14 protein-coding genes are annotated in these 16,377 nt (G+C 70.9%); 7 read left to right on the top strand and 7 right to left on the bottom strand.

The features are described from left to right. Positions 1–5 precede the first annotated feature (5 nt). Together FHT26_RS15675 and cysE are read left to right on the top strand one after the other, a co-directional pair. Positions 6–725: an RNA methyltransferase gene (locus FHT26_RS15675; protein WP_168561064.1), complete on the top strand. Its 720-nt coding sequence runs from the start codon at positions 6–8 to the stop codon at positions 723–725. Positions 726–816: 91 nt separating this feature from the next. Then, positions 817–1,581, top strand: coding sequence for a serine O-acetyltransferase (gene cysE, locus FHT26_RS15670; RefSeq protein ID WP_168561063.1), 765 nt, complete (start codon positions 817–819; stop codon positions 1,579–1,581). A gap of 6 nt (positions 1,582–1,587) precedes the next feature. Here the strand turns inward: cysE and mog are convergent, their stop codons facing one another. Next, a complete protein-coding gene (gene mog / locus FHT26_RS15665) occupies positions 1,588–2,175 on the bottom strand; it encodes a molybdopterin adenylyltransferase (RefSeq protein WP_168561403.1) in 588 nt (195 codons plus the stop codon). Then, positions 2,165–2,773, bottom strand: a complete 609-nt coding sequence (gene yjgA, locus FHT26_RS15660; protein WP_168561062.1) for a ribosome biogenesis factor YjgA — start codon at positions 2,771–2,773, stop codon at positions 2,165–2,167. The genes mog and yjgA overlap by 11 nt, the downstream gene beginning before the upstream one ends. A 108-nt stretch (positions 2,774–2,881) precedes the next feature. Between yjgA and pmbA the strand changes: the two genes are divergently transcribed. Both pmbA and FHT26_RS15650 read left to right on the top strand, forming a co-directional pair. Further along, positions 2,882–4,270, top strand: coding sequence for a metalloprotease PmbA (gene pmbA, locus FHT26_RS15655; RefSeq protein ID WP_168561061.1), 1,389 nt, complete (start codon positions 2,882–2,884; stop codon positions 4,268–4,270). Between the two features lie 117 nt (positions 4,271–4,387). After that, positions 4,388–5,470: a TRAP transporter substrate-binding protein gene (locus FHT26_RS15650; RefSeq protein ID WP_168561060.1), complete on the top strand. Its 1,083-nt coding sequence runs from the start codon at positions 4,388–4,390 to the stop codon at positions 5,468–5,470. A 308-nt stretch (positions 5,471–5,778) separates the two neighbouring features. Here FHT26_RS15650 and FHT26_RS15645 read toward each other — a convergent pair whose 3' ends face one another. Next, complete coding sequence (locus tag FHT26_RS15645) at positions 5,779–6,915, bottom strand: lipocalin-like domain-containing protein (RefSeq protein ID WP_168561059.1); 1,137 nt, start codon at positions 6,913–6,915, stop codon at positions 5,779–5,781. A 57-nt stretch (positions 6,916–6,972) separates the two neighbouring features. On the opposite strand from FHT26_RS15645, the gene FHT26_RS15640 reads away from it, so the two are divergent. From FHT26_RS15640 to FHT26_RS15630, 3 genes are read left to right on the top strand one after another with little or no spacing between them, the layout of a single operon-like run. After that, positions 6,973–10,614 (top strand): DEAD/DEAH box helicase, encoded by a 3,642-nt coding sequence (locus FHT26_RS15640; protein ID WP_168561058.1) that lies wholly within the window; start codon positions 6,973–6,975, stop codon positions 10,612–10,614. Then, positions 10,615–11,670 (top strand): histone deacetylase family protein, encoded by a 1,056-nt coding sequence (locus FHT26_RS15635; protein ID WP_168561057.1) that lies wholly within the window; start codon positions 10,615–10,617, stop codon positions 11,668–11,670. Further along, positions 11,667–12,599, top strand: coding sequence for a GNAT family N-acetyltransferase (locus FHT26_RS15630; RefSeq protein ID WP_168561056.1), 933 nt, complete (start codon positions 11,667–11,669; stop codon positions 12,597–12,599). Before FHT26_RS15635 ends, FHT26_RS15630 begins: the two co-directional genes overlap by 4 nt. Here the strand turns inward: FHT26_RS15630 and FHT26_RS15625 are convergent. The 4 genes from FHT26_RS15625 to FHT26_RS15610 all read right to left on the bottom strand — a co-directional run bounded on the left by FHT26_RS15625 (position 12,541) and on the right by FHT26_RS15610 (position 15,970). Next, positions 12,541–13,743: an acyltransferase family protein gene (locus FHT26_RS15625; RefSeq protein ID WP_168561055.1), complete on the bottom strand. Its 1,203-nt coding sequence runs from the start codon at positions 13,741–13,743 to the stop codon at positions 12,541–12,543. The genes FHT26_RS15630 and FHT26_RS15625 overlap by 59 nt on opposite strands. A 98-nt stretch (positions 13,744–13,841) precedes the next feature. Beyond that, entirely contained in the window at positions 13,842–14,546 is a 705-nt protein-coding gene (locus FHT26_RS15620; protein ID WP_168561054.1) for a LytR/AlgR family response regulator transcription factor, read from the bottom strand. Continuing rightward, the gene (locus tag FHT26_RS15615; RefSeq protein ID WP_168561053.1) at positions 14,534–15,586 is read right to left on the bottom strand and encodes a sensor histidine kinase; all 1,053 of its coding nucleotides are present in this window, start codon (positions 15,584–15,586) and stop codon (positions 14,534–14,536) included. Before FHT26_RS15615 ends, FHT26_RS15620 begins: the two co-directional genes overlap by 13 nt. 135 nt (positions 15,587–15,721) lie before the next feature. Further along, positions 15,722–15,970, bottom strand: a complete 249-nt coding sequence (locus FHT26_RS15610; RefSeq protein ID WP_056807323.1) for a hypothetical protein — start codon at positions 15,968–15,970, stop codon at positions 15,722–15,724. Between the last annotated feature and the right edge of the window lie 407 nt (positions 15,971–16,377).

The raw sequence follows: 16,377 nt of genomic DNA, 5'->3' as shown, positions 1-16,377 counted from the left end.
GCCCGATGCCCACCGATCCCACCCGCTTCATCCTGCTCAACACCAGCCACTACGGCAACATCGGCGCCACCGCGCGCGCGATGAAGACGATGGGCTTCTCCGACCTGGTGCTGGTCGCGCCGCGCTTCGCCGATGCGCTGGTGCACGAGGACACCGTTGCGATGGCCAGCGGCGCGGCCGACGTGCTGGTGCGCGCCCGCGTCGTCGCGAGCCTGGCCGAGGCGCTCGACGGCGTCAGCTACGCCTGCGCCACCGCGATGACGCCGCGCGATTTCGGCCCGCCCACCCACGCGCCGCGGCCGCTGTTCGCCGAACTGGCGCGCAGCGAGCACCGGGTGGCCTTCGTGTTCGGCTCCGAGCGCTTCGGCATGGCCAACGACGATGTCTACCGCTGCCACGCCTGCATCAGCATCCCGACCCACCCCGGCTACGGCTCGCTGAACCTCGCGCAGGCGGTGCAGCTGCTGGCCTACGACTGGCGCCAGGCGCTCGGCGGTTTCGACGTGCTGCCGCGCGTGCCCGATCCGACGCTGGCCGACGGCGCACAGGTGCAGGGCCTGCTCGACCACTGGCAGCGGGCGCTGGCCGACATCGGCTTCCTCGACCCGGCAGCGCCGAAGAAGCTGATGCCGCGGCTCCACCAGCTGATCAACCGCGCCGGGCTCAGCGCGGAAGAGGTGCACCTGCTGCGCGGCATCGCCCGCGCGATGCAGCGGCGCGGCTGAGCATTCGCCGGGGCGTGCACGCTTGCCCCTGACGGCCATGGACTTTCAAGCTGCCAGATAAACTGGTCCGCCCCGGTCTCACCCCACCCCCATGTTCGACCGCCTCCGAGAAGACATCGCCTGCATCCTCGAGCGCGACCCCGCCGCGCGCAGCACCTGGGAGGTCCTCACCTGTTACCCGGGCCTGCATGCGCTGCTGATGCACCGCTGGTCGCACGCCTGCTGGAAGCACGGTTGGCATTGGCTGGCGCGTTTCATCTCGCACCTCGGGCGCTTCTTCTCCGGCATCGAGATCCACCCCGGCGCGACGATCGGCCGGCGCGTCTTCATCGACCACGGCATGGGCGTCGTGATCGGCGAGATGGCCGAGATCGGCGACGAATGCACGATCTACCAAGGCGTGACGCTCGGCGGCACCTCGCTGGTGAAGGGCGCGAAGCGGCATCCGACGCTCGGGCGCGGCGTGATCATCGGCGCCAACGCCTGCGTGCTCGGCGGCTTCACGGTCGGCGAGGGCGCGCGTGTCGGATCGGGCGCGGTGGTGACGAAGCCGGTGCCGCCGGGCGCGACCGCGGTCGGCAATCCGGCGCGCATCATCCTCGCGAAGGACGATCCGTCGCATGCCGCGGCGGACAACGCGAAGGGCTTCTCCGCCTACGGCGTGACCCAGGGCGACGACCCGGTGTCGCAGGCGATGAAGGGGCTGATCGACAACGCGTCGGGCCACGAGCACCAGATCGCGCTGCTGTGGGCGGCGATCGAGAAGCTGTCGCCGACGAAGCCGGATTGCGTGCCGACGGATGCCCAGAAGACCGAGCACTTCGACGCCGAGCGGATGAACCAACTCGTCAAGTGAATCCCGTCAGCGCTTCGGCCTGAAGGCGCGGCACACCGCCTCGTCGGTCTCGATGAACGGCCCGCCGATCAGGTCGATGCAATACGGCACCGCCGCGAAGATCCCCGGCGCCGGCGGCGTGGCCGTCGGCAGCCCTTCCAGCGTTTCGGCGATCGACTTCGGCTGCCCCGGCAGGTTGATGATCAGCGCCTTGCCGCGCAGCACCGCGACCTGCCGCGACAGGATCGCGGTCGGCACGAAGCGCAAGCTGATCTGGCGCATCTGCTCGCCGAAGCCGGGCATCTCGCGGTCGCCCACCGCCAGCGTCGCCTCCGGCGTGACGTCGCGCGGCGACGGGCCGGTGCCGCCGGTGGTCAGCACGAGGTGGCAGTGCTTCGCGTCGACCAGCGCCTTCAGCGTGTCGCTGATCTGCGCCTGCTCGTCGGGAATCAACCGCGTTTCCCATTCGATCGGGTTGCGCAGCGCCCGGCCCAGCCAGGCCTGCAGCGCGGGCAGGCCCTTGTCCTCGTAGACGCCGCTCGATGCCCGGTCGCTGATCGACACCAGGCCGATCCGCACCGTGTCGAGCGGTGCGCGGGCGGCTTCATTCGTCATCGCGGTCACCGTCCTGCGCGCCATCTCCGGCGCCATCGGCGCCGTCATCGGCCAGCGTCTGCGCCTTGATGAACTGGAACAGCTCGCGGTACGCGCGGCCGCTGCGCTGCTCCGGCGCCACCGCGGCATCCTTGCGGGCCGCGCGGATCAGGCTGCGCAGCTGCTGCAGGTCGCTGCCGGGGTGCTTCTGGGTCCATGCGGTCAGCGCGTCGTCGCTCGCGATCAGTTCGGCGCGCAGGCGTTCGGCCTCGTGCAGCGCCAGCGAATCCTTGGCCTGGCCGAGCTGCATCGCGAGGACGGCCTCGCGGATCGGCTCGACATCGTTGCGCCGCATCAGCTTGCCGATGTACTGCATCTGGCGGCGCCGCCCTTCGTGCGAGCGGGTGCGGCGGTATTCCATCACCGCGCCGATCAGCGATTCGGAGACCGCCAGCCCGACGATGCGGCTCTCGGGCAAGGCCGCCAAGGCCTCGCCCAGCGCCTGCAGTTCGTGCATCTCCTTCTTCAGCTGCGTCTTGCTGGGGCCGTCGTATTCATCGTCGCCTTCGGAGGAGGCAACGGGGTCGGGCAGGTGATTCTTGGGAGTTCGAGGGGCCATGAGGGGAAACGAGGGCTGCACGGGCAAGGGCGTCGGTATGATAGCCCTCGCCCTCTGTTGCGCGCCCGCGGGGCCACCCCACGCCGGGCCGCCAAAAACACGAATCCCATGACCCAGCCCGCACTCACCACCCACGGTTTCGCGTATTCGCGCGAGCGCTTCCAGCAACTGGTCGAAGACGCGCTGGCGCTCGGCAAGACGCTCGGCGCCAGCGACATGGGGGTCGAGGTGTCCGAAGGCGCGGGGCTGTCGGTGTCGGTGCGCAAGGGCGAGATCGAGAACGTCGAGCGCAACCGCGACAAGTCGATCGGCGTCACCGTCTACCTCGGCCAGCGGCGCGGCAATGCCAGCACCTCGGATTTCTCGCCGGCCGCGCTCGAGCAGACGGTGAAGGCCGCCTACGACATCGCCCGCTTCACCGCCGAAGACCCGGCCGCCGGGCTGCCCGATGATGCCGACCTGGCCCTCGGCGAAGCCGCCACCCGCGACCTCGACCTGTTCCACCCGTGGGACATCGACGCCGCTGCCGCCGCCGAGATCGCGCAGCGCTGCGAGGCCGCGGCCATCGGCACCGACCGCCGCATCACCAATTCCGAAGGCGCCGGCGTGTCGGCGCAGCAGTCGCACTTCTTCGCCGGCAACAGCCGCGGTTTTCGCGGCGGCTACGCCAGTTCGCGCCATTCGGTGTCGGTGGCGCCGATCGCGTCGCTGCCGGGCCGCGGCGGCGACGACATGCAGCGCGACGCCTGGTACAGCTCGATGCGCTCGCCGGCCGACCTGGCGAGCCCCGAGGCCATCGGCCGCTACGCCGCCGAGCGCGCGCTGTCGCGCCTGAAGTCGCGCAAGATCAAGACCTGCGTGGTGCCGGTGTTGTTCGAATCGACGCTCGCCACCGGGCTGCTCGGCGGCTACGTGCAGGCCACCAGCGGCGGCGCGCTATACCGCAATTCCAGCTTCCTGCTCGACAGCCTCGGCAAGGAGGTGCTCGCGCCGCACATCGACCTGCGCGAGAACCCGCACCTGCGCGGCGGCAAGGGCAGTGCGCCGTTCGACGACGAAGGCGTGGTCACGCGGGTGCGCGACGTCGTCTCCGGCGGTGTCGTGCAGGGCTATTTCCTGTCCAGCTATTCGGCGCGCAAGCTCGGCATGAAGACCACCGGCCATGCCGGCGGTTCGCAGAACCTCACCTTCACCAGCCGGCTGACGAAGCCCGGCGACAACCTCGACGAGATGCTGCGCAAGCTCGGCCGCGGGCTGTTCGTGATCGAGCTGATGGGGCAGGGGGTGAACTACGTGACCGGCGACTACTCGCGCGGCGCCGCCGGCTTCTGGGTCGAGAACGGCCGCATCGCGTACCCGGTGCACGAGATCACGATCGCCGGCAACCTGAAGCAGATGCTGAAGAACATCGTCGCGGTCGGTGCCGATGCGTACACGATGGGCACCAAGACCATCGGCTCGGTGCTGATCCCCGAGATGAAGATCGCCGGCCTGTAGGCGGCCGGGCCGCCGTGCGTAGTTTCGCTGACGGGGAAACACCGCAGCGTGCGGCGCAGGGCGACTTCTAGAATTCCGCGGTTCGCCCGCATCACCCCAATTCACAGGAGACACCGCATGGAACGCCGTTCCTTCATCCGTCAAACCGGCCTCGCCGGCGTGCTGGCCGCCGGCATCGCGCCGGCCGTGGTGCATGCGCAGCAGGCGCTGCGCTGGCGCCTGGCCTCCAGCTTCCCGAAATCGCTCGACACCATCTACGGCGGCGGCGAAGTCTTCGCGAAGAAGGTCGGCGAGATGACCGGCGGCAAGTTCCAGATCTCGGTGCATGCGGCCGGCGAGATCATGCCGGCCTTCGGCGTGGTCGACGGCGTGCAGAACGGTACCGTCGAGATGGCGCACACCGTGCCGTACTACTTCTTCGGCAAGGACGAGACCTTCGCGATCGGCGCATCGATCCCGTTCGGCCTGAACTCGCGCCAGATGACCGCGTGGATGCTCGAAGGCAACGGCCTGAAGCTGATGCGCGAGTTCTACCGCAACTACAACATCGTCAACTTCCCCGGCGGCAACACCGGTGCGCAGATGGGCGGCTGGTTCCGCAAGGAAATCAACACCGTCGCCGACATGAAGGGCCTGAAATTCCGCATCGGCGGCTTTGCCGGCCGCATCGTCGAACGCCTGGGCGCGGTGCCGCAGAACCTGCCGGGCGGCGACATCTACCCCGCGCTCGAGAAGGGCACGATCGACGCCGCCGAATGGGTGGGCCCGTACGACGACCAGAAGCTCGGCTTCAACAAGGTCGCGCCGCACTACTACTACCCAGGCTGGTGGGAAGGCGGCCCGCAGGTCGACCTGTTCATCAACACCAAGGCCTGGGACGCGCTGACGCCGGAGTACAAGGCCATCGTCGAAGCCGCGTCGTCGCATGCGCACGTCGACATGCAGGCCAAGTACGACGCCCGCAACCCGGGCGCGCTGAAGCAGCTGGTCGGCGCCGGCACCAAGCTGCACCGCTTCCCGAAGGACGTGATGGAAGCCTGCTTCAAGGTGTCGATGGAGTACTACGCCGAGCTGTCGGGCAAGAACCCGGCGTGGAAGAAGGTCTACGAGGACTACAACAAGTTCCGCGCCGACCAGGTGCTGTGGTTCCGCTTTGCCGAAGCCGCGTTCGACGACTTCATGCAGGCGCAGAAACTTTGATGCCGGCCCCTCGGTCGCTGACGGGCTGACGGGCTGACGGAGCTGTGCGCGACGCGGAGAGCTGGGGGGCTCCTCTGCGGTCATGTCCCCCGCGCCTTGACAGCCTCTCGGCCATCAAGGCGCTCCTCCTTTACTTCCCTCCGAGGAACCCCCCCAGCTCCCCGCGCGGTACAGCGCACTTCTCCCTCAGCGAAATTCAGAGAGCGGGCGCCGTCTTTTTCTCGGAAGTGAAGGAGCGGCTCGCGCCGTGAGGAGGTGGGGTGCCCCGCCTCCTTGCGGCAAAAGACAAATTCCCGGCGCCCGCCCCATCACGTTCTCAACCGCCCTGCATAGCCGGTCATTTCCAGGTAGCCGAGTCCGACCCGGCGGCCCGACTCGTCCCTCACCTCGCTGAGCCCTTCCCAGTAGAAGCCGCCGGTGCTGCCGCGACTGTCGAGTTCCTGTTCGTCGAACAGGGCCCGCACCCGGTAGCGGCCGGCCGGCGTCTCGACCGCCCACTCGACCGGGTAGCTCGCCTGCGAGGCCGGGCTGGCCCAGCGGCGGCCGGCGACGAAGCGCACTTCGTCCGGCCCGAAATTGCGCACCGGCCCGCCCGCCGCGCGGAAGCTTCCGCCGGCGTAGAACTGCGTGCCGTCGGCGCGCCGGTGCCGCACCGCGGTCAGCGCGCTGCCGTCGTCGAGGTTGATGCCGATCCAGTCCCAGCCGACCGCGTCGTCGGCCAGCGCATGGTCGCTCCATTCGTGGTCGAACCAGGCCCGGCCCTGCACCGCGAGCGGTTTGCCGTCGAGCGTCAGCGTGCCGCTGGCGCGCAGCTGCGGCTCGCTGTAGTAGTGGCTCGCCTGGAACGGCTTCGGGCCCTTGCGCGAAAAGCCGGCTTCGCCCTGCAGCAGCACCGGCTGCGTGGCGGCGAACGCCAGCTCGAACGCGAAGCCGCCGCGCTCGCTGGCCACGCGCGTCGTGTAGCGGCTCGCGTCGGCGGCGCCCGCGCGGCGCAGCGACCAGTCGCGCAGCAGAACACCGGTGTCGCCCTCGGCAGCGTCGGCAATGCCGAAGCCGGCGCGCGCGATGCGCTGGTCGTGCCGCTGGCGGCGGCCCGCCACGTCGCCGACCACCGCGTGCGCGAACACCAGTTGCTGCGCAGCGAAGCGGCTCGGCGATGCCGGCAGGCCGGTGGCCGAGCGGAAGAAGGTGACCTGGAAGCCGTACAGCGCGGGCGCCGCGCCTTGCGCCGTCGCATTCCCGGCGGAGGCCGCGTCCTGCGCCTGCAGCCAGCCGGTGGCATACCACCATTCGGTGCGCGTCGCCGGGTGGGCGCCGAAGTCGGCCGGGAAGACCAGCGGACGCGGGCGCACGCTGGTGTCGGCCGGGGCGGCGAAGGCCGTCTCGGGCGACCCCAGCGGCGACACCGCGGCCCCGGCCATGGCGATGAATTCGCGTCTTTGCATGGGGCGCGAGCATCGCATGGTTGAGCCCGCCGGCTGAACGACAATGTCCCGCAGCCCATGACCGAATTTTTCATTCCCCCCGAGTTCGATTTCGGCCAGCAGTTCGACCGCGTGACGCTGACGCGGGCGATGGCGCTCCAACCCGAGCAGGCGCTGCTGGCGATGCAGATCGACGGCCAGGCGCTGCTCACGCGGATGCGCGGCAGCGGCGCCCACGTGTACGAGCAGCGCATCGAGTTGCCGATCGACCGGCGCCTCGGCCTGCAGGTGCGCGGCGTCTGCTCGTGCCCGGTCGGGCTGAACTGCAAGCACGTGGCGGCCGCGCTGATGGCCTTCGAGGCGCTGGAGCTGCGCCGCCGCAAGAACCCCGACCTCGCGCCGCCGCACCGGCTCGACCCGATTCCGACCCCGGCGGCGCGCGCCGCGCCGGTGCCGACGGCCGACGACTGGCCGCGCCCGGTGCGCCTGTGGCTGGCCGAGCTGGCCGACATCGCCGGCCGGCCGGTGCCGCCACCGAGCACCGCCAGCGCGCCGCAGCGCACGCTGATGTACGTGCTGAATGCGCGCGGCGGCACGCTGGTGCTGACGCTGCACCTCGGCAGCCTGCGCCGCACCGGCGAGCTCGGCTCGCACCGGCCGCATTCGCCGAGCGTGATCGACATGCTGCGCAACCGGCCCGCCTACCTGGTGCCGGCCGACCTGGAGATCCTCGCCGCGCTGCTGCCGCTGCTCGGGCCGAACGTCAATACCGGGTCGCTGCCGATGCGCGGCCGCGACGCGCTGGCGGTGGTCGAGCTGATCCTGCGCAGCGGGCGCGCCTGGATCGTGCCGCCGCTGCTCGGCGAGCTGCCGCATCCGCCCGGCGCGGTCGCGCGGCGCATCGACGAGCCGTTGCCGGTCTCGCTGCACTGGTTCGCCGACGAGATGGGCGACTGGCACACGCAGTGGCGCGGTCCCGGCGACGAGCCTGTGGTCATCGTGATGCTGCCCGAGCCGCAGGCGATCGACCTCGGCGGGCTGACGCTGCGGCCGGCCGCGCTGCAAGGCGTGTCGCCCGATGCGCCGGTGATCGACTGGCTGGCGCGCATGCCGCCGGTGCCAGCCGAGCTGCTGTCGAGCTTCACCGAGCGGCTGCAAGGCATCGCGGTGCAGCGCGGGGTGCAGCTGCCGGTGCCCGACGAGCAGGCGCGCGCGCTGCGCAACCTCGGCACGCTGGCGCTGGTGCCGGTGCTGCGGCTGGGCACCTGTGTCGACGCTGCCTCCGAGGCGATGCTGCACCAGCGCTTCGGCACCCGCGCGAGCCGCCCGCTGGTCAGCGACCACGCGCCGCGCCAGGCTTCGGTGCAGCTGCTGCTGCGCTACCGGGTGCCGGGCATGCCGCCGGTGGACTACCACCTGCCGGCCGGGCATGCCGAGACGACCTTCCTCGACGCGACCCGCGTCAGCGGTGCCACCACCGCGCAGCTGACGCGCTTCGACCGCGATGCCGACGCCGAGTCCGCGGCAGTGCGCACGATGGTCGACCCGCTGCGCCTGCGGCCGTGGAGCCTGGCGGCAGGCGCGGCGATGCAGCGGCAGTCGAGCTTCGGCAGCGGCCGCATCGTCAGCGCCGGGTATGGCGTGGCGCTCGAAGGGCAGCCGATGATCTTCGTGCCGCAGCAGCGCGACCAGTGGCCGCAGCTGCTGACGCAGGAGGTGCCACGCCTGAAGGAGCAGGGCTGGCTGGTCGAGATCGACGACGATTTCCCGTTCGAGCTGCACGAGGCCGACGACTGGACCGTCGACCTGCAGCAGGACCCGGGCAGCGAGTGGTTCCGCCTCGGCCTGAAGCTGACGGTCGAAGGCCAGCCGGTGAACCTGGTGCCGCTGCTGGTCGGCCTGGTGCAGAGCGGCTGGCTCAAGGTCGACAGCGCGCTGCGCGCCGGCACCGGCGAGGTGCTGGTGCCGTGGCCGGGCGAGACGCCGCCGTCGGCGCCGCTGCCGCTCGGCGCCCCGGCGCGGCAGCGGCTGCTGCGCGTGCCGGTGCAGCGCATCGCGCCGCTGCTCGACTGGCTGCGCGGCGTGTTCGAGAAGCCGACGATGAAGGCCGCCGACGCGAGCTTGCAGCTGTCGCGCTTCGACCTCGGCACGCTGGATGCGCTGACCACCGGCGCGCGCGTGGTGGCGCCGCCGAGCCTGGATGCGCTGATCCGCGAGCTGCGCGGGCTGGGCAACGGCAACGGGCTGCCGCCGGTCGAGCCGTCCCCGAACGTGCATGCGACGCTGCGCCACTACCAGCTCGACGGCCTGGCGTGGATGGACTTCCTGCGCCGGGCGCGGCTCGGCGGCGTGCTGGCCGACGACATGGGCCTCGGCAAGACGCTGCAGACGCTCGCGTTGCTGCAGGGCGAGCTCGATGCCGGCCGGCTCGACAAGCCGTCGCTCGTCGTCGTGCCGACCAGCCTGGTCGACAACTGGCACACCGAGGCCCAGCGCTTCACACCGCAGTTGAAGACGCTGGTGCTGCACGGTGCCCGCCGCATGCAGCACTTCGAACGCCTCGGCCAGGCGCAGTTGGTGATCACCAGCTACCCGCTGGCCGTGCGCGACATCGACGTGCTGGCCGCGCAGGACTGGCACTACGTCGTGCTCGACGAGGCGCAGCGCATCAAGAACAGCCGCAGCCAGGCCGCGCTCGCGCTGAAGGGGCTGCGCGCGCAGCACCGGCTGTGCCTGAGCGGCACGCCGCTGGAGAACCACCTGGGCGAGCTGTGGAGCCTGATGGATTTCGTCTGCCCGGGGCTGCTCGGCAGCGAGCTGCAGTTCCGCGAGCGCTACCGCCAGCCGATCGAGAAGCGCCAGGACCAGCTGCAGGCCCAGCATCTCGCGCGGCGCGTGCGGCCGTTCATCCTGCGCCGCACCAAGCAGCAGGTGGCACAGGAGCTGCCGGCGAAGACCGAGACGCTGCTGCGCGTCGAGTTGTCCGGTGCGCAAGCCGACCTGTACGAGACGGTTCGCGCGACGATGGACGAGAAGCTGCGCGATGCGATCGAGAAGCAGGGCTTGGCGCGCAGCCAGATCATGGTGCTGGACGCGCTGCTGAAGCTGCGCCAGGTGTGCTGCGACCCGCGGCTGCTGAAGGGCGATGCGCGCGAGGCCCAGGCGGCTGCCGGCAAGGCCGCGCCGTCGGCCAAGCTGGAGCTGCTGCTCGACCTGCTGCCCACGCTGGTCGAAGACGGCCGGCGCGTGCTGCTGTTCTCGCAGTTCACCGAGATGCTGGCGCTGATCGAGACCGAGCTGGCGCGGCTGAAGCTGCCCTACCTGATCCTGACCGGCGAGACCGACGACCGCGCCGGGCTGGTCGAGCAGTTCCAGCAGGGCGAGGTGCCGCTGTTCCTGATCAGCCTGAAGGCCGGCGGCGTCGGGCTCAACCTGACCGCGGCCGACACCGTGATCCTGTACGACCCGTGGTGGAACCCGGCGGTCGAGCAGCAGGCGATCGACCGCGCGTACCGCATCGGCCAGGACAAGCCGGTGTTCGTCTACAAGCTGCTGGCCAGCGGCACGGTCGAAGACAAGATGATCGAGCTGCAGGCCCGCAAGGCCGGGCTCGCGGACCTGCTGCTGAAGGGCGTGGCGAGCGATGCGGCGTTGAATGCGGAAGACTTCGACGACCTGTTCAAGCCGCTGTCCGATGGCGCGCCGAAGGAGGGTGGCTGAATGCTGACGATCCACAACCCGGTCCACCACCTGCACGCCGGGCGCCAGGAGATGTACCGCGGCCGGCTGGTGCCCTGCCACGAGGTGCCCGACCGGCTCGACCACGTGCTGGCCGAACTGCGGCGGCGCCCGCTCGGCGCGTTGCGCGCGCCGGGCGAGGTGCCGATGGACGTGCTGCGCCGCATCCACAGCGGGCGCTACCTCGATTTCCTGTCGCGTGCGTGGGACGACTGGGTGGCGCTCGATCCGGCGAATGCGCAGGTCGACGCGCTGCCGTCGGTGTGGCCGGTGCGCGGGTTCCGCGACGACGTGCTGCCCGACAACTTCGCGGCGCGCATGGGCTTGTTCTCGTTCGATGCCGGCACGCCGCTGACGGCCGGCACCTGGCAGGCGGCGCGCGCCGGCGCGGCCTGCGCGGTCGAGGCGGCGCGGGCGGTGGCGGGTGGGGCACAGCGCAGCGCCTTTGCGCTGACGCGCCCACCGGGCCACCACGCCGGGGCCGATTTCTTCGGCGGCTACTGCTTCCTGAACAACGCGGCGCTGGCCGCGCAGACGCTGCGCGACGGCGGCATCGACCGCGTGGCGGTGCTCGACGTCGACTACCACCACGGCAACGGAACGCAGAGCATCTTCTATGCGCGCGGCGACGTGCTGACGGTGTCGCTGCACGGCGATCCGCGCACCGAGTACCCGTTCTACCTCGGCCATGCCGACGAGCGCGGCAGCGGCGACGGCGCCGGCGCCGGCGCGAACCTGAACCTGCCGCTGCCGCGCGGCACCGACTTCGCGCGCTGGCGTGCCGCGTTGCACACCGGGATGGCGGCGGTCGGCCGTTTCGGCGCGCAGGCGCTGGTGGTGTCGCTCGGCGTCGACACCTTCGAGGGCGATCCGATCTCCAGCTTCGCGCTGCGCAGCCCCGACTACCTGCAGGTGGGGCGCGACATCGCGAGCCTGCGGCTGCCGACGGTGTTCGTGTTCGAGGGGGGCTATGCGGTGGCCGAGGTCGGCGTCAACGCGGTCAACGTGCTGGAAGGCTTCGAGGGGGCCGCTGCATGACGATCGAGATCCGGCTCGCGGACGGCGTGCGGCAGTTCGCGGCAGTGGAGACCGCGGATGAACACGTCGACGACACCGCGCGCTACCTCGAAGGGCTGTTCGCATCGGGGTCCTCGCGCCCCGAGTGGTGCTTCGTCGCATGGCGCGACGGCCGGCCCTGCGGGCGTGTCGCGTTCTGGGCCTTGCCCCGGGTCGGCCGGCCGCTCGACATCGTGCTGCTGAACCTGCCATGGGACGGCGATGCCGATGCCATCGGACGGGCGCTGCTGGAGGCCGCGCGGCAGGCGATGATCCCCACGGGGCTGACGACCGTGGGCCATTGCCACGACCACCCGCCGCGCGCGCCGCAATGGCAGACGCACGGCGACGCGCGCCTGGCCTGGCTGGCCGGCATGGGGTTTCGGACCCAGCGCGACACGCTTCGCTTCGAGACCGCGCCGGTGCCGGCGGGCGCGGTCGACACCGGCGCGCTGCGCCTGCGCGCGGCGACCGCCGATGACGAGGCGTTGCTGCAGCAGATGGTGGCCGCGGTGGCGATGGCCTCGCGCGACCAGATCGACATCGAGGCCGTCGCGGCGCGCGGTGCGCAGGCCCATGCAGCCGAGCTGATCGCCGACCTGCGCAGCATGCGCGTGGACCCGGGCTGGTGGCAGATCGCGTTTGACGCGCAGGGCACCGCCGTCGGCCTGGTGTTGCCGGTGGCGGGCGCTGACTTCGGCAGCATCGGCTACATCGGCGTGCTGCCGGCCCACCGGGGGCGCGGCCATGTCGATGTGCTGCTGGCCGTCGCGACGGCCCTGCTGCGCGATGCCGGCCTGCCGCGACTGGTCGCGGACACCGACCGCGCGAACACCGGCATGGCCCGGGCCTTCACGCGCGGCGGGTGGCGCCAGTTTGGCGAGCGTCGCGAACTGCTGCTGCCGGCTTGAGCCCGAACCCGATCCGCAGCGGCCCGCTGCGCAGCGCGAGGCGGTAGCCGAGCCAGCCGAGCGCGAAGGTCGCGGCGACCAGCAGCGGCGCCTCGGCCTCGAACGGCAGCGCCCACGGCCGCAGTGCGTGCGCCAGCAGGATGATCAGCGTCTGGTGCAGCAGGTAGAGCGGAAACACCGCTTCGGCGAGGGTCTTGCGCCATGGATGGTCGACGTTCCAGTGCCGGCGGGCGAAGCCGATCGCGGCGACCAGCGCGCCCCACTGCAGCACCGAGAACGCGAGCCCGCGCAGCCACGGCCACCCGGCCCCCGACATCAGCAGCCCTTGCAGCGCGAGCCAGCCGGTCACGGCCGACAGCAGGGCCCACCAGCGCCAGCGCTGCGCGTCCTGCGACAGGCTGCCGGCGTGCGCCAAGGCGGCACCGAACGCGAATATCGCCAGGTACTGGCCGTGCAGGAACCAGTCGTCGAGCAGCGCATGCGTGGCCGGGAAGCGGCGCGCCATCAGCAGGCGCCACCCGAACAGCAGCGCGAGCGGCAGCCACAGCAGGCGCGGCCCGGCCAGTGCGCGGGCGCCGCCTTGCGCGATGCCTTGCAGCAGCCCCGGCCGCCAGCGTAGCGCCCCCCACAGCAGCAGCGTGTAGGCGAACAGGTAGGGCAGGTACCACAGGTGGTTCCAGGTCGGCAGCACCAGGCAGCCGTGCACCGCATCGCAGAAGCCGCTGCCGCCGCGCAGGTAGAGCGGGATGAAGTCGAGGTAGCTGCCGGCGTAGCCGTAGCGGCGCTGCACTTCCAGCCAGGACTGCGGCGGCACGATCACCAGCATGCCGAGCAGCAGGGGCAGCAGCAGGCGGGCGCTGCGCTGGCGCAGCCAGGCGAACGAGGGCGGGCGGCCGCTGCCCAGCATCAGCGCGGTGGCGGCGCCGGAGACGATGAACAGCAGGTCCATGCGCCAGGGCGAGCTGAGCATCATCCACGGCTCGAGCGCGGTGTGCCACTGCGAGCTCTTGACGTGCCAGTCCCAGCTCACGTAGTACATGCCCACGTGGTACGGCACCAACAGCCCGAAGGCGGCGATGCGCAGCCAGTCGAGGTGGTACTGGCGGTGGTACGGGTGCGCGGGTGGGGTCGGGGTGTCCGTCATGGCAAGCCTTTCGCGGGAGAGTGCGACAAGGCTGGGGCCAGGCGGCGCAGGCGGACAGCGCGGCGGGACGAAGCGCCCCGGACGCGGGGCGAAGCGGATCAGCGCCTGGCGGCCAGGCTGGCAACCAGGTCTTCGCGGTACTGGCGGCTGCACGGTGCGGCCTGCCCGCCGCGCAGCGTGATGCGCGCATCGCCCTTGCCGAGCGGTTCGAGTTGCGTCACGTGGGCCAGCGCGACCGCTGCGCCGCGGTGCGTGCGCACGAAGCCGGGGCCCAGGTCGGCGAGCAGGCCCGACAAGGTGCGGCGCAGCAGCGGCGCCCGATCGGCGGTGTGCAGCACGACGTAGTTGTCGGCGGCTTCCAGCCACAGGATGTCGGCGACCGCGACCACCTGCGTGCGGCCGCGGTCGGCCACCAGCAGCTGCGCCGGCTGCAGCGGCGGGCGCGCCGCGCCGAGCCGCTCGCGCAGCCGTTGCAGCGCCTGCGCGAGGCGTTGCGGCTCGACCGGCTTCAGCAGGTAGTCGGCCGCAGCGGCGTCGAAGGCCTGCACCGCATAGCGGTCGTGTGCGGTGACGAAGACGATGGCGGGGGCCGGCTCGGGCAACGACGCGGCAATGTCGAGGCCGCTCGCGCCCGGCATCTGCACGTCGAGGAACAGCGCATCGGGCGCCTGCGCGGCGATCGCCGCCAGCGCTTCTTCGCCGTCGCGCGCCTGGCCGATCACTTCGACGTCGGCGAACGCGAGCAGCAGGCGGCGCAGGCGCTCGCGTGCCGGCGTTTCGTCGTCGACGATCAGCACACGCATGGCAGCTCGACGCGGGCCAGCACGCCGCCGCCGTCGCGCGGCTGCAGCGTCAGCGAGGCGCCGTCGCCATGGTGAGTCCGAAGGCGCTGCTGCAGGTTGCCGAGGCCCACGCCCCAGGTGGAGCCCGCGGGCGCAGCGGGCAGCTCGCCGGCGTCGTCCTCGACCTCCAGGTGCAGGCGCGCATCGGCGCGGCGCGCGCGCACGACGATGCGGGTGGGGGCCAGGCGGCGCTCGACGCCGTGGCGGAAGGCGTTCTCGAGCAGCGGCTGCAGCAGCAGCGACGGGACTTTGCACGGGTGGGTGGCGGGATCGACGTCGAAGGCGATGTCGACGCGTTCGGCAAAGCGCTCGCGCATGATCGACGCGTAGGCTTCGAGCAGCGTGAGTTCGTCGGCCAGCGTGCTCTCGGGGTGGCGCGCCAGGTCGGTCGCGGCGCGCAGCAGCGCCGCCAGGCGCATCAGCAGCGTGTCGGCCAGGGCCGGGTCGGTGTGGATCGTGGAGGCGATCGTGTTGAGCGCGTTGAACAGGAAATGCGGCTCGATCTGCTGCGCCAGCTGCAGCAGCTGCGCGCTTTGCGCGAGCCGCCGTTCGCGTTCGAGCCGCAGCCGCGCCGAGGCCAGCGCCGCATGCGAGCGCAGCCCGAACACGATCGCGGCGAACAGCAGGTAGAACATCGAGAACTTCAGCGTCTCGTAGCGGAACACCACCGGCCACGGGTCGTGCATGTAAGGCTCGCCGGCGAGTGCATGGACCGCATGGCGCAGCGCGAACACCGCGGCGATGAAGCACGGCGCGGCGAGCGGCAGCCATGCCAGGCTGGCGGCGAACCAGCGCCACGGGCGGTTCAGCAGCGCATCGAGACGCCCGGCGCGGCGCCATTGCAGCCAGACGATCAGGCTGGACACCAGCATCGAGCTGCCTTCCCAGAGCAGCGGCTTCCAGACGGCGGTGCCGCCCTGGCGCAGGTGGTCCTGCACGCCGATGGTCAGCATCAGCGCCCAGAACAGCCCCCAGGCGATGCCGAAGGCGAGACGCGGCATCGCTGGCGCGTCGTCGGGATCTCTAGCAGGGGTGGAGAAAGAGGAGAGGGCCGTCATGCTCCCGCATTGTTGCCCTGGGGTCCGCCGGGCGCCACGGTTCGAGGGTGAACCGGGCCCGTGCGGGGGTGAGACGGATCAGGCTTCGGCCTTCGTCTTCGTAGTCTTCTTGGCAGCGGTGCTGGCGCGGGGGCCGTTGGCAAACAGGGCCTCGATCTTGGCGTCGTGCTCCATCAGGTCGGCGGCGACGCCGCGGAGCTTGTCGGCACGCGCGAACACGCGGCGTTGCAGCTGGGCGATGCCAGCCGACTGTTCAACGCGTTGCAGGACGGTACCGGGGTCAATGGTCGATTCGAAGGGGTTGTTGACGTAGGTCGTGTCGTACATCGGGGTCTTCTCTTGTATGTTGGCTCTGTCGACGCCGACCGCTGTTTGCCACCAGACGGCCGGACGCGCCTCCCAACGGGGGCAGGGCGCGGATTCTCGCCGATGGCTCGCCGCCTGCGAAGCCCCGGATGCGGAATCGAGGGGCTCTCGGTGTGTCGCGGCATTTCAGAGAATCCCGACTAAATCAGAGGGTTGATGGTGTTGACGATTCAAAAGGGTCTGTGCATAATCGTGGGCTTCGCTGATGACAAATCAACGAAGCGACCAAGACAACAGATTGGGTTTCGGCGGGCGGCGAAAGCGGCGAGCGGAAAAAAATCAAAACAAGTTGTTGAAGTCGAGCAAAAAGGTGCTACAGTCTAAGGCTGCGCTGAACGAGACAGATCGAACAGCAAAGCAAGACGGCG

Source organism: Rhizobacter sp. SG703 (assembly GCF_012275445.1).
Taxonomy (GTDB): Bacteria; Pseudomonadota; Gammaproteobacteria; order Burkholderiales; family Burkholderiaceae_C; genus Rhizobacter.
This window is presented reverse-complemented; position numbering and strand designations above follow the sequence as displayed.